The 19,484-nt window shown below is 47.2% G+C and carries 14 protein-coding genes; 11 read left to right on the forward strand and 3 right to left on the reverse strand.

The genetic code is table 11. The features are described from left to right. Positions 1-2: 2 nt before the first annotated feature. Both ACMVP2_RS22040 and ACMVP2_RS22045 read right to left on the reverse strand, forming a co-directional pair. A complete protein-coding gene (locus tag ACMVP2_RS22040; RefSeq protein ID WP_416865136.1) occupies positions 3-1,352 on the reverse strand; it encodes a sensor histidine kinase in 1,350 nt (449 codons plus the stop codon). After that, complete coding sequence (locus tag ACMVP2_RS22045; protein WP_416865137.1) at positions 1,342-2,712, reverse strand: sigma-54-dependent transcriptional regulator; 1,371 nt, start codon at positions 2,710-2,712, stop codon at positions 1,342-1,344. The genes ACMVP2_RS22040 and ACMVP2_RS22045 overlap by 11 nt, the downstream gene beginning before the upstream one ends. Positions 2,713-2,947: 235 nt before the next feature. Here ACMVP2_RS22045 and ACMVP2_RS22050 point away from each other — a divergent pair, with 235 nt between their 5' ends. The 9 genes from ACMVP2_RS22050 (at position 2,948) to ACMVP2_RS22090 (ending at position 18,016) form a co-directional block, all read left to right on the forward strand. Continuing rightward, positions 2,948-5,650: an ABC transporter permease gene (locus ACMVP2_RS22050; protein WP_416865138.1), complete on the forward strand. Its 2,703-nt coding sequence runs from the start codon at positions 2,948-2,950 to the stop codon at positions 5,648-5,650. A 56-nt stretch (positions 5,651-5,706) separates the two neighbouring features. Continuing rightward, complete coding sequence (locus tag ACMVP2_RS22055) at positions 5,707-8,175, forward strand: ABC transporter permease (RefSeq protein ID WP_416865139.1); 2,469 nt, start codon at positions 5,707-5,709, stop codon at positions 8,173-8,175. A gap of 30 nt (positions 8,176-8,205) precedes the next feature. Next, positions 8,206-10,647, forward strand: a complete 2,442-nt coding sequence (locus tag ACMVP2_RS22060) for an ABC transporter permease (RefSeq protein WP_416865140.1) — start codon at positions 8,206-8,208, stop codon at positions 10,645-10,647. 28 nt (positions 10,648-10,675) lie between these two features. Continuing rightward, positions 10,676-13,096, forward strand: a complete 2,421-nt coding sequence (locus ACMVP2_RS22065; RefSeq protein WP_416865141.1) for an ABC transporter permease — start codon at positions 10,676-10,678, stop codon at positions 13,094-13,096. A 16-nt stretch (positions 13,097-13,112) separates the two neighbouring features. Continuing rightward, positions 13,113-15,548 (forward strand): ABC transporter permease, encoded by a 2,436-nt coding sequence (locus ACMVP2_RS22070; protein ID WP_416865142.1) that lies wholly within the window; start codon positions 13,113-13,115, stop codon positions 15,546-15,548. Positions 15,549-16,027: 479 nt separating this feature from the next. Next, complete coding sequence (locus ACMVP2_RS22075; protein WP_416865143.1) at positions 16,028-16,261, forward strand: DUF4160 domain-containing protein; 234 nt, start codon at positions 16,028-16,030, stop codon at positions 16,259-16,261. Continuing rightward, positions 16,258-16,779 (forward strand): helix-turn-helix domain-containing protein, encoded by a 522-nt coding sequence (locus tag ACMVP2_RS22080; protein ID WP_416865144.1) that lies wholly within the window; start codon positions 16,258-16,260, stop codon positions 16,777-16,779. Before ACMVP2_RS22075 ends, ACMVP2_RS22080 begins: the two co-directional genes overlap by 4 nt. A gap of 392 nt (positions 16,780-17,171) precedes the next feature. Beyond that, positions 17,172-17,606, forward strand: coding sequence for an AAA family ATPase (locus ACMVP2_RS22085; protein WP_416865145.1), 435 nt, complete (start codon positions 17,172-17,174; stop codon positions 17,604-17,606). A gap of 131 nt (positions 17,607-17,737) precedes the next feature. After that, a complete protein-coding gene (locus ACMVP2_RS22090) occupies positions 17,738-18,016 on the forward strand; it encodes a hypothetical protein (RefSeq protein ID WP_416865146.1) in 279 nt (92 codons plus the stop codon). A 99-nt stretch (positions 18,017-18,115) separates the two neighbouring features. Here the strand turns inward: ACMVP2_RS22090 and ACMVP2_RS22095 are convergent, their stop codons facing one another. Continuing rightward, positions 18,116-18,469 (reverse strand): HipA domain-containing protein, encoded by a 354-nt coding sequence (locus ACMVP2_RS22095; protein WP_416868214.1) that lies wholly within the window; start codon positions 18,467-18,469, stop codon positions 18,116-18,118. Between the two features lie 83 nt (positions 18,470-18,552). Here ACMVP2_RS22095 and ACMVP2_RS22100 point away from each other — a divergent pair, with 83 nt between their 5' ends. Continuing rightward, positions 18,553-18,888, forward strand: coding sequence for a type II toxin-antitoxin system RelE/ParE family toxin (locus ACMVP2_RS22100; RefSeq protein ID WP_416865147.1), 336 nt, complete (start codon positions 18,553-18,555; stop codon positions 18,886-18,888). Between the two features lie 4 nt (positions 18,889-18,892). Further along, on the forward strand, positions 18,893-19,192 hold the full coding sequence (locus tag ACMVP2_RS22105) for a helix-turn-helix transcriptional regulator (protein ID WP_339812069.1): 300 nt from the start codon (positions 18,893-18,895) through the stop codon (positions 19,190-19,192). Positions 19,193-19,484 lie beyond the last annotated feature (292 nt).

Raw genomic sequence — 19,484 nt, forward strand, 5'->3', positions numbered from 1 at the left:
GTCTACACCCTCACTACGAAACTCGTCCCTTTTCCAATCTCTGTATTCACAGTCAAGGTCCCTTTATGCAGCCTGATGATCTGCCGGCTGAGGCTGAGCCCAATGCCTGACCCCTGTTTTTTGGTAGTGTAAAATGGTACGAAAATGTTGTCCAGGATATCGGCTGGAATACCAGGGCCATTGTCTGAAATTGAGATGATAACGTTTCCATTATCTTGCGTTGCGCTCATTTTGATAAGGGGAGAAGCGATTGCTTCCACTGCTTCTCCAGCGTTTTTTACGAGGTTGATCAGTACCTGCTCAAACAGGTCTTTGTCGATGGTGATTTCCAGCCCGGCTTGCAAGGTCTCAGTCTCCAGCTTGATCTTCTTTTTATCGAAGTCCTTCAAAAAGAGTTTTTCAACCTCGCCAAACAGCGTTGATACTTTTACTTTCTCAAACCTGGGAGGCTGAATATTTGTCAAACTGCGGTAGGCCTCTACAAACCTGACGAGGCCTTTGCTGCGGTTTTCTATCGTTTTCAGGCTATCGACAACGTCCTTCGCCGACTCGTCGTCCAGCTCTGAAAGGGGCAGGGGCTGACCAGCCTCGTCTTCGAGCATCTCTCTTATCACAGAGGTGAGCGTGGAAATTGGGATGGCTGAGTTCATAATTTCGTGCGTGAGCACCCTGATCAACTTTTGCCATGAGTCGAGTTCCCTTTCTTCCAACTCATTCCTTATGTCCTGAAATGAGATAATGCGGTATTGAGTGTTCTTCACCGTGATAGAAGAGCATTGTACGGATAGGTTATAAAGCTCTTTGTGGAGCAGCTTGGTGAGAATGCGTTGACCCGGTTCCAAAGCAGCGATGGTGTTATAAAAGGCTTCATCAACGTTACGAAGAGAGCCCATGTTCTTAATGAACTTCTTGCCAGTAAGCTCGGTAAACGAACGGTTATAGATCAGCACTTCGCCTTTTGGGTCGGCTACAACAAGGGCCACCCTCACATGCTCCACTATGGTTTGAAGAAACAGGTATTGCGACTCCCGCTCGGAGCTTAGCTGATGGAAGACCCTGATGATTTCGGAATAGGCGAATTTTAAATCATCAACCCGGAAACGGGCGGTGTGGCCGGAAAAAGAATTGGTAAAATCGCCCTGTTTGATAGCAGAAAGGAAATTGTAGAGCTCCCTTCGGTAGATTTCCACATAGCGAAACAAGGATACCGTGGCAATGGCAGTAAACAGGATCAGCCAGCAGCCAGCCAGCCAGAAGTCGGTGCTCATAATGATGTACATGCCTGCGTAGCCTAGCAACAGGATAAGAGCTATACGGAGGATCACCTGCCAGCGAAACCTGTCAAAAACCATACTTCTTCATTTTACGGTACAGCGTGGTGCGGCCCATGCCCATTTCGTCAGCCGCTTTTGTCAGGTTACCTTCCCATTTTTTGATGGCCTTTTGAATGAGCTGCTTTTCCATTTCATCTTTTTGGAGCACTTCGTTCACCATGCTGGGTTGGGGCTTTTTGTCGAGTGGGAAATCATCGGCGGTCAGCTCAGTTGCATCGGCCATAATCACCGCCCTTTCCATCGTATGTTGCAGCTCACGGATGTTGCCAGGCCAGGGGTACTGGTCTAGTTTTTTTAAAGCCGACTTGTTCAGCGACAGTTGTCGCTTGTTGTATTTGCTGGCGTACAAGTTAAGGTAATGCTCCGCCAGTAACGCCACGTCACCGGTCCTTGACCTGAGAGGCGGAAGTGTTATTTCAACTGTGTTGATTCGATACAATAAATCTTGCCGGAATTCTCCACTCTCTATCACCTGATCCAGCTGGATATTGGTGGCAGAAATTAGCCTTATGTCAATATCGACCGGGCGATTGGAGCCGATAGGCGTCACCTGCCGGGCCTGCAGCACCGTGAGTAACTTCGATTGCTGGGTGGTGGTAAGGTTGCCAATTTCATCTAAAAACAGCGTGCCGCCCGATGCTATTTCCAGCCGTCCCTGCCTGTCTTCTTTGGCATCAGTAAAGGCTCCCTTTTTGTGGCCAAAAAGTTCAGATTCGAAAAGGCTTTCTGCCAGCGAGCCAAGATCAACTTTGATGAAAGGCTCTTTTGCCCGGAGCGACTGACGGTAGATCTCCCTGGCTACCAGCTCTTTGCCTGTTCCGTTTTCACCAAGGATAAGCACATTGGCGTCTGTTTTTGCTACTTTTTCTATCGCTTCAAACACAGGAGCCATCACATCGGAACGACTGATCATGTCGGGAAAGGCCTTGTCGATGTCTCCAGTTATTACCTTTTCTCTCGACTTTAGCTTTTGCACCTCCTTTTTGGAGCGGGAAAGCTGGAAGACGTTTTCGACGGTTGCTATCAGCTTTTCCCTTTCCCATGGCTTCACCAGAAAATCGATTGCACCGATTTTCATGGCTTCAACCGCCAGCTGGATGTCGCCATAGGCGGTGTTCATAATGACGTGCGCCTGCGGATCAAGCTTAAGTATTTCTCTCAGCCAGAAGAGCCCTTCGTTCCCGCTGGTTTGCCCGTGGGAGAAGTTCATGTCGAGCAGGATCACATCGAAGGCAGTTTTCTCCAATAGCCTTGGAAGTCGCTTTGGGTCGGTCTCGGTATGCACTTCACCAAATCGCTGCTTAAGCACCAGCTTAGCAGTGTAGAGCACGTCCTCGTCGTCTTCAATGATGAGTATATTGGCGTTGAGCTTGGGCATTATCAGCTATTTGATTTGTTGGCAACCCTCCAAGGGATTTGAAACCCTTGGAGGGTTGTTCGGTGAAATATATAAACTGTTCCACAATGAAACGAAAAATTGTTCCAATGTGAAACAATTACTAGCATCAATGCATATCGATTTATTTGTAATTATCTGATAATCAATGAATAATGAAATGTGGCATTCGGTTTGGAAACTAAAGAGGACAACACGGGCACTTTAACTTTGAAACATGTTTAAGAACTACTTTACCATCGCACTGAGGAACCTGCTGAAGAACAAAGGTTTTTCTGCCATCAACATACTTGGCCTCGCTCTTGGAATGGCCGCTACCCTGGCTATTCTGTATTATGTGAGGCATGAAACCAGCTACGACAAGTTTCATGCAAAGAAAGACCAGATATATCGTGTGACCACTGAGACCTACAATGGCGACATATTATCTGAGAAGGCTGTTGTTTCAGGACGGGAAATGGGACCGGCTTTGAAGGCTGATTTTCCTGATGTGGCCGACTATGCCAGAATTCATCCGGAGTATGGATCGGCGCTCGTTACGTACTTTACTGATTTTGAAAAAAGGCAGATTGCGCACACATTTAGTTTACCGACCAACGACACTATACAATCGGTTGCCGTAACCGGAAACTTCTGTGGCTGGTGCGATGGAGTTCAGCTAAAGAAGAAAGACAACAAATGGGAGGCGACGGTCATGCTTTTGCCTGGCGATTACACCTACCAGTTTGCCATAGGTGACACCACCATCGTCGATCCGGGCATAGAAGAGACAAACGAAGATGGGGATGCCTCGATCATCCATATTGCAGCACCAGAGCAGGCAGCGCTGGGAGGCGGACAAGAAATTTCCTTTCGGGAAGAGCATTTAGCTTTTGTCGACCCTTCGTTTCTGAAGGTTTTCTCATTTCCTGTTGTTATTGGTGACCCCGAGCATCAGCTGGAAGGCCCCAATACCCTCGTGATCACGAAAACAATTGCAAAGAAGTATTTCCAGGGCGACAACCCTATAGGCAAAGTGCTGAGAATTGGTAACAGGCAAAGCTATACTGTGACCGGGGTGATAGACGACATGCCCGACAACTCTCATTTTCATTTCGACTTTCTCATGCCAATGGCGAACATCATTGCCACTTACAAAGATGCTCCCTGGGGCTGGACCAACTTCTATACCTATGTCGAGATGAAAGAATCAGCCGATGCGGTGGCTTTAGCCGCACAGCTGCCCGGTTTTGTAGAAAAACACCTGGGGGAGGAGCTTAGGCAAAGAAATGTAAAAGAAATATTGTTTCTGCAACCCATAGCGGACATCCACCTGAAGTCAAACCTCTTTGCTGAGCTGGAGACCAATGGAAGTATGGAAACGGTGCGGTTTCTTTCTTTGCTGGCCTTGTTCATTTTTGTGATCGCCTGTATCAACTTTCTCAACCTTTCCACGGCCCGGGCGGTATCGAGGGCCAAAGAAGTGGGCGTTCGCAAGGTGACAGGAGCTTCCAGAGGTTGGCTGGTACGCCAGTTTCTGTTTGAAGCTTTTCTGGTCAACCTGATAGCACTCGTGATAGGAATTACCCTTTTTCAGGTTTCCCTGCCTTACATGGCTGATGTGGCCGGAATTCCAGACTCGCTTAGCGTTTGGTCGGTGCCATTGTTCTGGCTACTCATCACTGGGATGCTTTTTGTGGGTACAATGCTGTCGGGCATATATCCGGCAATGGTGCTATCTTCCTACCAGCCTGTGGTGGTGCTCAAGGGCAAGTTTGGCAATTCTGCGAAAGGCAATTTCCTAAAAAAGGGGCTGGTCGTTTTTCAGTTTATGGTCTCCGCCGGACTAGTGGCCTCTATTCTCGTGGTTTTCTTACAACTACAGTATCTCCGTAACCAGCCACTGGGGGTTGATATTAGTAATGTGCTGGTGCTAAAAGCCCCGCTGTTGAGAGGTAACGATTTCAGAAACAGCGTAGAGAAATTCAGGACTCAAATGGCCGCTATTCCTGAGGTGAAAAGCTATTCCAACTCTTCGGCAGTGCCCGGGGAAGAATACCAGTGGACGTCTGGGGGATGGAGAAAAGAGGGAGCCCCTGAAGATCAGCGATCCAGGCACCATGTGATAGTGGCAGACAAGGCCTATGTGGAAACCTACAAAATTGAAATTCTCGCTGGAAGCAATTTTAACGAAAAGCCTGCTGAAGGTATCGACTATTCCGAACTGCTGTTAAGCGAGGCGTCGGCAAAGGCGCTGGGTTTCACTACGCCGGAGGAGGCAGTCAACTCCTTTATCAATAGCGGAGGGGATCGAATGAAAGTTATAGGAGTATTCAAGAACTATTCACATGAGTCGCTGAAAAGTGAATATCCGAATATTGCCCTGTATAATTATCCCTGGGCAAGAGGTCTTACTTCTCTCCGGTTGCAGAGCGACAATTTGCAGACATTGCTTCCAAAGCTGACCGAAGCGTGGGAAACATCATTTCCTGGCAACCCGATGGAATACTTCTTTCTTGAGGATTCCTTTAACAAACAGTACGCTGCGGAGGAACGGTTTGAGACAGTCTTTACCACATTTACTTTTTTGGCTCTGTTCGTTGCCTGTCTTGGGCTGTTTGGCCTGGTTTCGTATCAAAACACGCTCAAAAGCAAAGAAATAGCTATCAGAAAGGTGATAGGCGCTTCTGTCTCCAATATTTTCTACCTTCTTTCCCAGGGTTATCTGAAGCTGGTGCTGATAGCCAGTGTGTTGGCTTTGCCAGCAGTATGGTATTTCAATAGTGAATGGTTGTCGGGTTTTGCCAATCGGATAGAGCTGGGTTGGTGGTTTTACGTTTTGCCGTTGATAGCCGTAATGATGATTGCTTTCATTACGGTTGGTTATAAAACACTTCAGGCCGCAAAGGGCAATCCGACGGAAAATTTGAGGTATGAGTAGGAAAAGAATAGGACGGGTAGTGCCAAAAAGTGACCAGACCGATAAACTCATTTGATATGTTTCGCAACTACATCATTCTTGCCTTCCGGCATCTAAAAAGGAAAAAGGGTTTTGCTTTCATCAATATCGCTGGCATGGGAGTGAGCCTGACTGTGGTGCTGGTCATTCTGCAATATGTGGTGCAGGAAACCAGCTACGATAGCTTTCATGAAAAGCTTGACAGAACATATCGTGTTGTTGGTACTATGACCCAGGCCGGCAAAGAGGCGGCAGCGAATCCCGGCAGCCAGGCCCCGCTTTCGGTGGCGGTGGCAGCGCAAGTGCCTGAGATAGAGACTTACGTCAGGTTTGACCGAATTGATTATACCAATGTTTCGTTGACCAACAAGTCTGAAGCTACTCCCCGTCAGATATTTCAGGGTAACTTTTATATTGTAGATTCTACTTTTTTCGAGGTGCTGAGCTTCGAACTGGTGAGTGGCGACGAGCGCTCTGCGCTTACAAAGCCGGAAAACATGGTCATCACCGAGAGCGTAGCAAAAAAGCTTTTTGGAAAGCAGGACCCCATTGGCCGGGAGATTGAAATGGGAAACAATTGGGGTAAATACCCCTTCCTGGTGGCAGGAGTGATGAAAGACCCACCTTTCAATAGCCACCTCTCTCCCCAGGTACTTATCCCGCTTACGTTTTATGACAAGATCAATGTAAAGATCAACGACTGGGAGAATAGCTACCTGGGTAGCTATGTGGTACTTAATAGCCCACAGTCCATAGACCGTGTTACAAGTGCATACAACTCTATTTATCAGGAGCACCGCCCGGAGAGCCAGAAGAATCAGGGCGTTAATTACGAGTATTCGCTTCAGCCAATGGCTGACGTATATCTTCACTCTTCTTTTGAATTTGAATCGGCCAAAACAGGCAACTATACCTATGTGGTGTTTATAAGTATCGTTGGTGCGCTGGTACTGATCATTTCCTGGGTCAACTACGTAAACCTTGCCACTGCGCAGTCGGTGGAGCGGGCCAGGGAAGTGGGTATCAGAAAAGTATTTGGTTCATTAAAGAGACAGCTAATCAGCCAATTCCTATTTGAGTCGATGTTGATCAATGCCGTCAGCATTGTGCTGGCACTTACGCTGGCCCAAAGTATGCTAGGGCGGATTGGCAACTGGACGGGCATAGAAATCCACTCCACACTGATTACCGAGCCGGTCTTTTGGGTTTGCGTCGTGTTGTTTTGGGTAACTGCCTCATTTTTTGCGGGGTTTTATCCAGCCTTTATATTGTCGGGCTACAGGCCTGCCCGAGTGCTGGGTGGAAGGTTTAGCAGCGATAGTCGAGGGGTTTTTCTGCGCAGGTCGCTGGTGATTTTCCAATTTGCTGTATCCGCTCTGCTTATAGCCGGTACTATCACAGTATACAGGCAAATCGGCTATATGCGCAGCCAGGATTTGGGGATTAATATCAACGATGTGGTGGTGTTAAAGTCGCCTCCCTCTGCCTTGAGCAGTGTGGAGTTCAACAAGAAGGTCAACTATTTTAAAACGGAGCTTCTTAGAAACCCGCAGTTTGCGGCGATGACAACAGCCAGCACCATGCCGGGGCATAAAATTGGCTGGACATCAACGAAAGTGAGGAGAACGGGTGAGGCGGAAGGCGAGGGAGCGTCGTTCAGTTTGATTGCTTGCGACAAAGATTACCCTACAGCACTGTCGATTAACATGGTAGCCGGAACGTTCTTCCAGGGGCATGAGCAACCTTGGGTTACCGGAGAAATTGTGATCAATAAACGGGCAGCGGAAGTGTTGGGATATCAGTCGCCTGAGGAGGCGCTGCATCAACACGTGGTGTGCCCGGTTTTTGGTGGTGCCGATCTGAGGATTATGGGCGTGACCGACGATTACCACCATCAGGCTTTGCAGTCTTCCATCGAGCCGGTGATCTATGCCCTCTCCAATTGGAGCAACTATTACCTGGTGAAGCTGAACCTTGAGGGAGCTGTTGGTGAAAAAACGGCTGCGCTCGCACCAGTCCTGTCCAGCCTTGAGTCATCCTGGAAGGAAGCGTTTCCCGAGAGCACCTTCGACTACTCGTTTCTGGATGAGCAGTTCAACCAACAATACAAAGCCGACCAGCAATTCGGCGCATTGTTTACTCTTTTCTCTGCCTTTGCAATCTTCATAGGCTGCATGGGCCTGTTTGGCCTGGCTTCCTACACGCTTTATCAAAAGACCAAGGAGATTGGCATTCGCAAAGTGTTGGGTGCCAGGTACGGCGACATCATGTTGCTGGTGTCAAAAGAGTTTCTAATGCTGGTTCTTATGGGCAATGTGGTAGCCATTCCTGCGGGCTGGTGGCTGGTGAGTAACTGGCTGGAGGGATATGCCTACAGAATTGAGATCGGCTGGTGGTTCGTTGCCATCCCGGTAGCAAGCCTGCTGGTGCTGACCTTTTTGACTATCCTGTTTCAGGTATTGAAGGCAGTGAGGCTGAATCCGGTAGAAAGTCTTCGCAATGAGTAGTATTTAAGTTAACTGATCAATCGAGCAACTATGTTTTTTAACTACATCAAAATCGCCTGGCGCAATATTCTTCGCAAAAAGATGTTCGCTTTTATCAATGTGCTCGGTCTGGCCATAGGCATCAGCACTTGTTTCGTTATGCTGCTGATGATTGAGTTCGAAAATGGTTTTGATACGCAGCACAGCAATGGCGACAGGATTTACCGCCTCTATACCACCTTCACTGGTGCCTTTACCGGCTCCAACAGAGGGGTAGCGAGTGGCGCTGGTCCAGCCATCAGAGAGAGCTTTACCAATGTAGAAACAGTGGCTCAATTTTTTGAAGTTGGGGGCAACAAAGTGGCAGTGCCGCAATCAGGTGCCGACCCCGCTGTGTTCAGAGAGGGGTTGAACGCCATATTGACGGACAGTTCCTACTTTCAAATGTTTCCCGCCTACAAATGGATTGCCGGAGATCCTTCCTTTTCCCTTTCCGGCATCAATCAGGTTGTTTTGACGGAAGGCACTTTCAGAAAATACTTTGGAGACGAGGCCTCGCCCCAGGACATGCTCGGGACAACAATCACCTACCGTGATTCAATACAGACCACGTTAACGGGCGTTGTGAATGAAATTCCCTTTAGAACCGATTTTCGGTTTACTGAATTTGTGTCGGTAGCGACTGCAAAGCGGTTTGGCGTGAAACTCAATGACTGGAGGAGCACAAACAGCGGCACCCAAACATTTGTAGGGCTGATGCCAGGCACTAAGGTTGAAGACTTCGAAAGCCAGGTGACACTGCTGAAGGAGAAATACATGGAAGAGCATACGGACGGCGACTTCGTGGCGGATTTTATGCTCCAACCTTTGTCGGAGCTTCATTTCAATCCGGAACTAGGGATATTTAATTCTGTTTGGAAGGTGGCTAACAGATCCACCCTGAAGATTTTGGCCCTTGTGGCTGTTTTGATTCTTCTTATTGCTGCCATTAACTATATTAATCTTGAAACTGCACAGGCCACCCGAAGGGCCAAGGAAATAGGCATCAGAAAGGTGCTCGGCAGCTCGAGGTCAACGCTGGTCTTTCAATTTCTGGCAGAAAGCATCTTGCTCACATCAATAGCCACTGCATTTGCCTTGCCCCTGTGTCAATTTGCTCTGATCTATTTCGATGAATTCCTGTCTCCTGACATGTCGCTAAACCTGGGCGATCCTGCCACAATTGGGTATTTGATTGCGCTGGTGCTTTTCGTGGGAACGCTGGCAGGCATGTACCCGGCATTGGTGCTGAGTAAGTTTTTGCCAGTAAAGGCGCTAAAGAGCCAGATTTATACTGAAAAGGGAAAGAATTTCTCAGCACTTCTCCGCAGAGGTTTGACCATTTTTCAGTTTACATTTTCTCAAATACTGATTGCTTGCTGCCTCCTGATGATTTGGCAGATCGATTATTTAACGAAAAGAGAACTGGGTTTTAAGAAAGACGAAATACTGGTGGTGGGCACTCCCTGGCGGGAAACTGCCCAGAAGAAAGAGCGGCTGGCTGCCGAATTGGCCGCAATACCTGAAATTTCCGAAATTTCTGTGCACGACAATCCACCGTCCAGCAACAATTGGAGCTCAGATTTGCTGAAGTCGTATGACGAAAGTGGGAATGAGGTAATTCATGATGTGCACATAAAAAGGGGCAAAGTGGATTATTTCTCCTTCTATGAGATTGATTTTCTGGCTGGCCGGCCTTTTCTGCCTAACGATTCGCTGAAGGAAGTAGTGATTAATGAAAAATTTGCCAGGGAATTGGGTTTTGCTGCCCCCAATGACGCCATCAGCGAACAGGTAAATTGGGGAACAGAAAAGCACACGATTGTGGGTGTTGTCAGCGACTTTCACAACAGGTCTCTGCATAGTGAAATCGACCCGCTGGTTCTTGTTTATGACGAAGAAGGCAACGATATCGGGGTGAAGCTGAACCTGGAAGGCGGCAGCCATGCCAGTGCCGACGCAGTGGTTGACAAAGTGAAAGCTGCCTGGGATAAAGTATACCCTGATCAGCCCATTAGGTATCAGTTTCTTGATGAGTCGATCAACAGCTTCTATGAGTCTGATCGCAAAACTGTGAAGCTGGCGTCCACCGCTACCATCATTGCCATCCTTATTTCCTGCCTTGGTTTATTTGGTCTGGTTTCTTTTAGCACCATTCAGCGCACCAAGGAGATAGGGATCAGGAAAGTGCTGGGAGCCTCGGTGGGAAGTATTGTGACACTGATGTCAAAGGACTTCCTGGCGTTGGTGGTTATCGCCTCAATTGTGGCCGCACCCGTCGCTTATTGGCTGGGAATGAAGTGGCTGGAAGACTTTGCTTATAGCATTGAGCCCGGAGTTCTGCTATTTCTGCTCACAGGCGCATTTGCGCTGCTGATCGCCTTCCTCACCGTGGCGCAGCAGGCATTCAAAGCAGCCACCGATAATCCGGTGAAGGCATTGAGATATGAGTAATGATGAACACCTCACAAACAAATGAACTATGCTGTTTAACTATCTGACCATCGCTTTTCGGAACCTGTGGAGGAATAAGCTGTATTCTTTCATTAATGTTCTGGGTCTCGCAGTTGGTTTGGCATCGGCCATCATCGTGTTGGTATATTCCATTGACGAGTTCAGCTACGACCAGTATCATGAAAAGAAAGACCGCATTTTCAGGCTTTCGTACCAGGAACAGCGTCAGGATGATTTGCTCAGGGATGCAAGGGTTCCTTTTCCATACAAAAATGTCCTCATTGGCCAGCTTCCTGAGGTAGAAAAAGCTGCTCGTATGATGAACAATGTGGCTGTGGGTGGGCCCGACGAAATGGAGGTTGGGTCTGAAACCTACGCAGAAACCAACCTTTTTGTTACTGATCCGGAGCTATTTTCGATACTGGATTTTGACTGGATAGCTGGCGATGCTGGTAGTGCTTTCAAAGAACTGAACAGCGTGGTGCTCACCAGATCCATCGCTATCAAGTATTTCGGCACCACCGGGTGCCTGGGCGAAACCATCGTTTACAATAAGGGGCCACATCTTGTGGTGACGGGCGTCGTGGATGATCTGCCACGGAACACGCACATGACGGCAGAGATTTTTGTGCCCATGGCGCTCCTGGATGCCCGCTGGACAGAGAACTATCAGTATGATGTAGACCAGGACTGGAAATGGCTTGGAAGCTACACTTATATTTTGCTCAAAGACAATGCTCAAATCGCTACCGTCTACGCAAAAATGCCCGGGCTCGTGGAGCAGTATTTTCAGGAGGTTGACCCCGCCACCTTTACTCCGGTGTTTCTTCCGCTGACCGACATTCATTTAAGGTCCGGTTTCAGGTCGGAAATGAAGCCTGGCAGCAGTATGACTCAGCTATACCTGTTCATGATCATTGCTGGGGTTATTTTGCTGGTGGCGGTGATTAACTTCATGAACCTCGCCACCGCCCGCTCAGCTAAACGAGCCAAAGAGGCCGGCATTCGAAAGGTGATGGGGGCTTATCGCAGGCAGGTTGTTACACAGTTCTTAAGCGAAGCAGTGGTGATTGCCGGACTGGGTTTGGTGCATGCGCTGGTGCTGGTCAACCTGGCCTTACCGGTTTTCAATACCTTCACGGACCGCAGCTACCAGTTCTCCGATTTCACAAGCAATCCACTTGTGATGGGCGCAGCACTGGCCATCACCGTTTTGACAGGTATTGCCTCCGGTATTTATCCCGCCTTCTATATATCTGCTTTCACACCCGTTCAGGCTATGAAAAAAGACTTCAATCCGGGGAAAAGCCACCTGCTTCGCTCAGCATTGGTCACCCTTCAGTTCGCTGTTTCAACGGTATTCATCGTGGGCGTGCTGGTGGTCAACACTCAGCTCAATTATCTAAGAGGCAAGGAGTTGGGCTTTGCAAAGGAACGCACAATTCTCATTAACAATCGTTCTCTCAGTCCGTCGCAATACCAGTTGTTTCGCCAGACGCTGGCTTCTAAGCCGGAGGTGAGTGATGTGTACATGGGCACGATTCCTGGCATGGGTGTTTGGGGCAATACGGTCGTTCCGGAGGGCTTCGATGAAAATCAGGGCGTGAATGTCTCTATGATGTATGGCACGGCCAACTTTGCCGACTTCTTTGGCGTGGGTATTGAGCAGGGAAGGGGGTTTCTCGACGAGGTGGACCAGGTTGAGGATGGCACCCGGCAGTCGTTTTTGATAAACAAAACACTGGCAAAAAAGCTTGGTTGGGAGAGTGCTGCTGTGGGCAGGGAAATTCACTGGCTGGGAGGCTCTGACAACAAGACATTGCAAAAAGGGCTGGTCGTTGGCGTGATAGATGATTTCCACTACAATTCCCTTCACCGTCCGATAGGCTCCCTGCTTGTGGTAATGGCTAACTGGGGTGGTATAGCTGTCAAGCTCTCCGGCGACAGCTATGGCTCCGGCCTGTCGGAAGTGCAGGCTGCGTGGAATGACATGTTTCCTGACAAGCCGTTCCAGTACTCCTACCTCGATCAGGACATTGCGGAGCAATACCTGAAAGAAGAGCAACTCGGAAAGCTTATCTCGTGGTTTACATTGCTGGCAGTGTTTATCTGCTGTATGGGGCTGTATGGCCTGGTGGCATTTGTGGTAGAGCAGCGTCGTAAGGAGTTTGCGATAAGGAAAACGCTGGGTGCCACGGTTCGCCATATTGTGGCCCTGATTTCTACCCATATGCTAAAGACGGTATTATTTGCATCCGTTGTGGCCATACCGATATCTGTGTATTTGCTGAGCAATTGGCTTGATACTTTCCCCTATCGAATCCAGCTCAGTCCACTGTTTTTTGTACTGGCAGCGTTGATTTCGGTGATAGTGATGCTGGCCACTATGGCGTCAAATGCTTACAGAGCGGCCACCAGGAACCCGGTCGATTCCCTAAGATCAGAATAGGAACAAAGAAACACCAATGCTAAGAAACTACTTCATCATCGCCATTCGTCACCTGAGAAGAAATAAGGTCTTCTCAATGGTCAACCTCTTAGGCCTTTCCATCGGCCTGGCCACCTTCTTCGTGATCTTGATTTTTGTGTCTTTTCACAAGGGGTTTGACACTTATCATGAAGATGCTGATCGCATTGTGCGGATTGGTATGGAGGTAAAGCTGGGAGGAGAGCTCATCTCTATGCCCACTGTTGGTGCTCCAGCAGCCAAAGCATTTGAACAGGAAATTCCTGAGGTGGAGGAGGTGACAAGGATATTTGGGCGACCCTATTTTCGCTTTAATATCACAAATGGCGACAAAAATTTCCCTAGTGAGCAGGGGATGTACGTTGATTCGAATTTCTTCAGCATTTTTTCAATTCCTATCCTTGCTGGAGACCCGGCTACGCTATTGTCGGCCCAAAGGTCTGTCGTGCTTACCCAAAGTATGGTGGAAAAGTATTTTGGCAAGGAAGCCACGGCAGACTTCGCAGTGGGTCAGGTATTGGAAATCCAGGACAAGGGTTCAGTGCAGGTTACAGGGGTGTGCGCTGATGTCCCCTCCCAAACCCATTTCAACTTCGATATTTTACTTTCCTCCGACCTCAATCCAATAAGTGATAGTCGGTTCTGGATGGCTGAGGGCTTCTATACGTATGCGAAGCTTTCTAAGAAAGGTGGACTGGAGCAGCTTGAAGGTAAGTTCCCGTCTTTCACAGATAAGTATATTGCTCCCGAGATAAACGAATTCCTCGGGGTGAGTATGTCTGAGTTTTTGAGCTCAGGCGGAAGCTTTGAATTTACCACTACACCGTTGACTGACATTCACCTTTGGTCGCATTCCGAAAACGAACTCTCGGCGAACGTAAACGGTACCTACATCAACGTGTTTCTTGGCATTGGACTGCTCATATTGTTGCTGGCTGTGATCAATTTCATCAACCTGTCTGCCGCTTCCAATATTCAGCGGTTAAGGGAGGTGGGAGTGAGGAAGGTAATGGGGGCCAGGCGAGCTTCCCTTGTCATGCAGTTTATGACTGAAGCTGTGCTCATTACGTCGGTGGCTTTCGGTCTGGGCTTCACGTTGCAACAGGTGGCCACACCGTTGATCAGTCAATATTTCGGTGTGAATATGGGGCAGGAAGGCATGAGTCTGGTGTGGTACATTGCTGTTGCCTGCAGTGGTAGTCTTCTGATCGGGATGGCGGCTGGCCTGTATCCGGCACTGCTGCTTTCAACCACAAAAACGATCAGTGCCCTCAAAGGCCAAACGTCAACGACCAGTTCAAAAGGCAGAATGAGAAATGTGCTGATGGTGTTGCAGTTCAGCATTACCATCGGTTTACTCTCGTCGGTGCTGGTGATATTGGCACAGGTACATTACCTGCAAACCAAGCCGCTTGGTTACGAAAAGGACCAGATCATGCTGATTGAGGATGTTGATCTCCTGGGGGAAGGCCGAAACTCGCTGCGCCAGGAGTTGGAAAAGCTTCCGGGAGTGGAGGCTGTGTCGATTACCGGCTACGTGCCCTCCGGCCCAAGGGAATTTGACCGAAACGCCATGCAGGACCTGACCCTCGAAAACCCTGAAACGCACCGGGTAACGCATGTCGGCGTTGACGAGCATTTCCTTAGCGTGATGAACATGAAGTTGCTGTCGGGTCGCAATTTTTCCAGGGAGTATGGAGACGAGGCTTCCAATGTCATCATCAATGCCTCGATGAGCCGCAGCTTTGGCTGGGACGTGGCGTCGGGGGAAGCGCTTGGGAAGACGGTAACCGAGGTGGATCATAACGAGAACTTTACGGTAATCGGCATTGTCGACGACTTCCATATTTTCAATATGAATGAAGTCATCAGCCCTTTCTTTTTCAGGTATTCCTCCAACGGTTTTATGGCGGCCGTTCGGTTCGACAGCGACAAGTTGGCCCTGCTTAATGATGAGCTACCGAAGCTTTGGAGTGAGTTCTCCCAGGAGCCCATGGGCCAGTCCTACCTAAATGAGTACTTCATCAAGAACTTTGAAGAGGAGAAAAAAATAAGCAGCCTCTTTGAAGTATTCACAGTGCTGGCCATTGTCTTGTCCGGCATGGGGCTTTTTGCCATTACGGCATTTGTCACCCACCAACGCACCAAAGAAATCGGCATCAGAAAAGTGCTGGGAGCCGAAGGACTTCGCTTGTTTGTGATGCTGTCGAAAGGAGTGGTGGCGATGCTGCTCATCGCAGCCTGCTTGTGCATTCCTACCGTGTATTATGGCATGGAGCAGTGGCTGCAAAGCTACCCTTACCGGATCAGCGTGCCTGCCTGGGCTTTCGGACTGCCGGTGCTGGGCATTGTTGTATTCGCCCTGCTGGTGAGCGGCTGGCATATCCTCAAAGTGATCAGGATCAATCCGGTGGAGTCGCTGAGGGATGAATGAGCTGCGGCAATGTTCCATTGCCCCATTGGGGTCTCTCGCAGAGGACCCTGATGGGGCAAGTGGACACCACGTTGATTTTGATGGGGTAGGTACCACACAACGTTGAACTAAGCCCCGCTGTTCTTCTTATTTCGCTCTCTCGTCTATTTTTCCAATGCGGTCTCTCGCAGAGGATCCTGATGGGGCAAGTGGGCACTAATACCACACAACGTTGAATCCCCTGCCGCCCTTCCTGTTTCAATTTTCCTCAGTTGCCTTATTCAACGATTTGACTCGCTCCGGTCAAAAGATATCTTCACTTCGTGGCGATATAGCTCCACAACTAAACGACATTGGATTCAGCGTATATACACAACCCCCACAGATTAAATGGTATATACATCATTCACATAAAGATGGCACGAATCGACTGCCACAGATGGCAGGTTGTGCCGAAACTTTGAAATAGCTACTTTTGTTGTCTAACTAGACAATAGCCTTTGCCAACATTAAAGATTATTGATTCGATCAAGGTTGACGTTTATTCACGTGAGCATCCGCCTCCACATTTTCATGCCATTTATGCAGAGTATGAAGAACTTATTGAAATCGAAACATTGGCAACATATGCCGGCAGTTTGCCAAGAGCCCAAAGAAACAAGGTGATCGAATGGGCAAAAACCAGGCAAGATTTTTTGATGGGTAATTTTAATCGTTTGAATCCAGGATTATGAGAAAGAAATTAGGCATCCCAAGAATTATCAAAATACAGAAAGTGAACGGGTTAACGATTCAGTGTATGTTCAATAATGGGGAAAGCAGAATTCTTGACTTTGAGGGGATATTCAAACAATGGAAAATTGGAGAAAACGATGTTGAATATCCGCTGCTATCACCTGAAGAGTTCAAAAAAGTAGAACTTAGGAATTTCACCCTGTCCTGGCCTAATATTCCCGTTACACTCCTGTCTGAAGACGGAAGCGAAGTCCGCCATCCATACGAGTTGAGTCCGGATGAGCTTTACAGGCTAAGTGAACCTGCCGAAGCTTCTGATTCGCAAAAATTTGGCAGCTTGATCCGAACAGCAAGGATAAAAGCTGGATTGACCCAGGAGCAGCTCGCTCAAAGAAGTGGAACTTCCAGGTTCTATATTTCAAGACTGGAGAACAACCGAACAGATGTAGAGCTTTCAACATTTCGAAAAATCGTCGAGGCCGGGCTTGACAAGCATTTCAAGCTTATAATTGAGTAGCGAATGCCATAGTGTTGCCATCTCCGCCAGTTCAGCTTTGCTAGACCTCAAAGACTTTAATGCACTTTTTGCTATTGCCGCATAACGTTGAACTAATCCCTACGGTTCTTCCTGTTTCAATTCCCCCCATCCATTTTCCTATTTTCCATTACTCACTACGAAGGGCTTGAAAATCTCCGCATAAGGCTATCAAAGTGGGCTTCTGGCAGAAAGCCTTTCCAGAATGATAGGATATATGGCTTAAAAAATATATGTTTATTACAGGGTAAAAATTTGTCAAATCTACTCAAGATCCCACCTGTGACTATAGGGAATATAAACGCTAGTACCAGGGCCGACTGGGGTTTACACAATCTTTATCGGCAACCCGGGGCAGAACAACCATACTACCAATGAGGATTAAGAAAATACAGCTTAAAAACGGTTATAAAAGGTTTCACGACATCACAATTGACTTAGGTGAAAGTCCAAAAAGAATAATTGCTTTAGTTGGCCCGAATGGCTGCGGGAAAAGTAGTGTTTTCGATGGAATGTTATTCCATAACAGCGCCTATCATACGATTGGTAACAAAGGTGGAAAAGACCATAATTATCATTCTATGACGCAAAGTCCGAATTTCGGCTATCAAAATATTATTATTCAGCTTGACGAAGGTGAGTTTTCTAAAATAAAGCAAACAAGAGAACAACTGGGCACTGAAAATACCTTGTTTTCTTTCCGTAGCCCATATAGATATAATAGCAACCTCAAAGTATCAGAATCAAGAGCAACCCAAGAGATAAGGTTGAACTATTATGGTGCAATCAACGTAGCGAAATCGCATTAGCAATTTTAACAAAGGTGTTTTCTGATGTCGAGATTCTTGTCTTGAAAGACAGAGACGTTTCCTCTGGAAAAATAAATAATGAAAACGATAGACAATTGTACTTACAGAACAATCTGCAACATTTTAGAATCATGAAGCGTTGGGAAATTGAAAACTACCTTTACGACAAAGAAGTATTAGATGCCTATTGTAGAAAGAATGGATTAGTATTCAGCGTAATTGAATATGAGAAATTTGTAACCGATGTTACTAATGCGAATTTAAAGGATGCGACTGGTAGAATAAAGAATTTTTGTGGCATAACGACAAGTATTAATGCAGAAACATTCAAACTGACTTTATCCCAATATGTAACTGAAGATATGTTAGTTTACAAAGAATTAGAACAGTGCATATTTGAACGCAAATGAAAATGATTGACAAAGGGCAGGTCTCCATGTTGATCCATCAAAAATGAGAAGCATCGCCCCTGAATTAGTTCGACGAGGGAAGCGAAGCTGGCGCAACGGTTACACGACCATTCTGGATTTAATAAGCTCTATATTACTTTCTCTCACGTCGAAGGTTTCTGCCAACTCTTGCCAATGAGAAAGTGCTTCAGCTGTCTGATCGATGATGGCTGTTATGTCAGTGCCGGAAAGGTGGGTTCGCTTCCCAAGCTGGATCAAATGGGCCATGGCGGGGGCCTGGCCTTCCCCCATCACCATCGTGCTTTGCTGCCCTCCCGGGCCAGAAGAGAAGGTCAGGTCGTAGGCAGGGGCTAGCGTCCAGTCTCCATTTTGATCCATCAAAAACGTGAAATTTTTTCCATGGTCATCTCTATTGTGAGTAACCCCCTTTTTGACCTTCCCATTTTTGATAATTGGACGTTAGCCGCTCGTTGCTGTGCGACTGAGAAAATCAGCTAAAATTTAGAAAATGTTATCTTTTAAGATAACTTTGCGAGGTGAATAGAAAAATAATCTTCTACGAAAATTACTTTATTGAATTTTATCAAGCACAGGATCAAAAGGTAAAGGGAAAAATTCAGTACGTTTTCGAGTTGATTAAGCAAGTTGACCGTGTTCCAGAGAAATTCTTAAAGCATTTAACAGGAATAGGTGGGCTTTACGAAATCCGAATTGAACATCAGTCAAACATTTATCGGATTTTTTGCTGTTTTGACGAAGGCCAGCTTGTGGTGCTTTTCAATGGTTTTCAGAAAAAGACACAAAGAACACCGCCAAAGGAAATAGACAAAGCAGTTCGGTTGATGAACGAGTATTTTGACAGCAAAAGATGAAGTAATGAAAGACTATAAGAATATCAAGACATTTGATGAGTTGATTGAACTCGAACACGGAAAAATCGGAACCGAAAGCCGAAACAAATATGAAGAGGGGGCGCAGATGTTCATTGTGAGTGAAATGCTAAAAGCAGCCCGCAAAGAAGCAAAACTGACACAGGAGCAACTGGCCGAAAGATCAGGAACAAAGAAGAGTTACATTTCTAAGCTTGAAAACGGCAAAGTAAATATTCAACTCTCAACATTGATCAGAATTTTTGAGCAAGGATTGAACAGAAGAATTGGACTGACTTTCTTGTAAATTACATGTCACATTGATCTCCTGAATATGGCGCAAGCGTCTGGTATCGCCCCATGGTTATCCAAAACACGAGGGAATTTGAAAGACTCGAAGGGATTGAACTCGAAAACTGGGCAATAGGCTAAACTGTTAATCACCCCACAAACGTTTGAACTATGAGCGTCCCTGAATCCCTGGGAACCCGTCAAAGCCTTTGAAAAACTAATCGAAATCGTTTCAAAATGAAACACTTCATTGTTTCATTTTGGTGCACTTTGCTGCTGGTTTTCGTTGTAATTACCTGATTTTTAGT

The sequence above is a fragment of the Imperialibacter sp. genome, assembly GCF_048007035.1.
GTDB lineage: Bacteria > Bacteroidota > Bacteroidia > Cytophagales > Cyclobacteriaceae > Imperialibacter.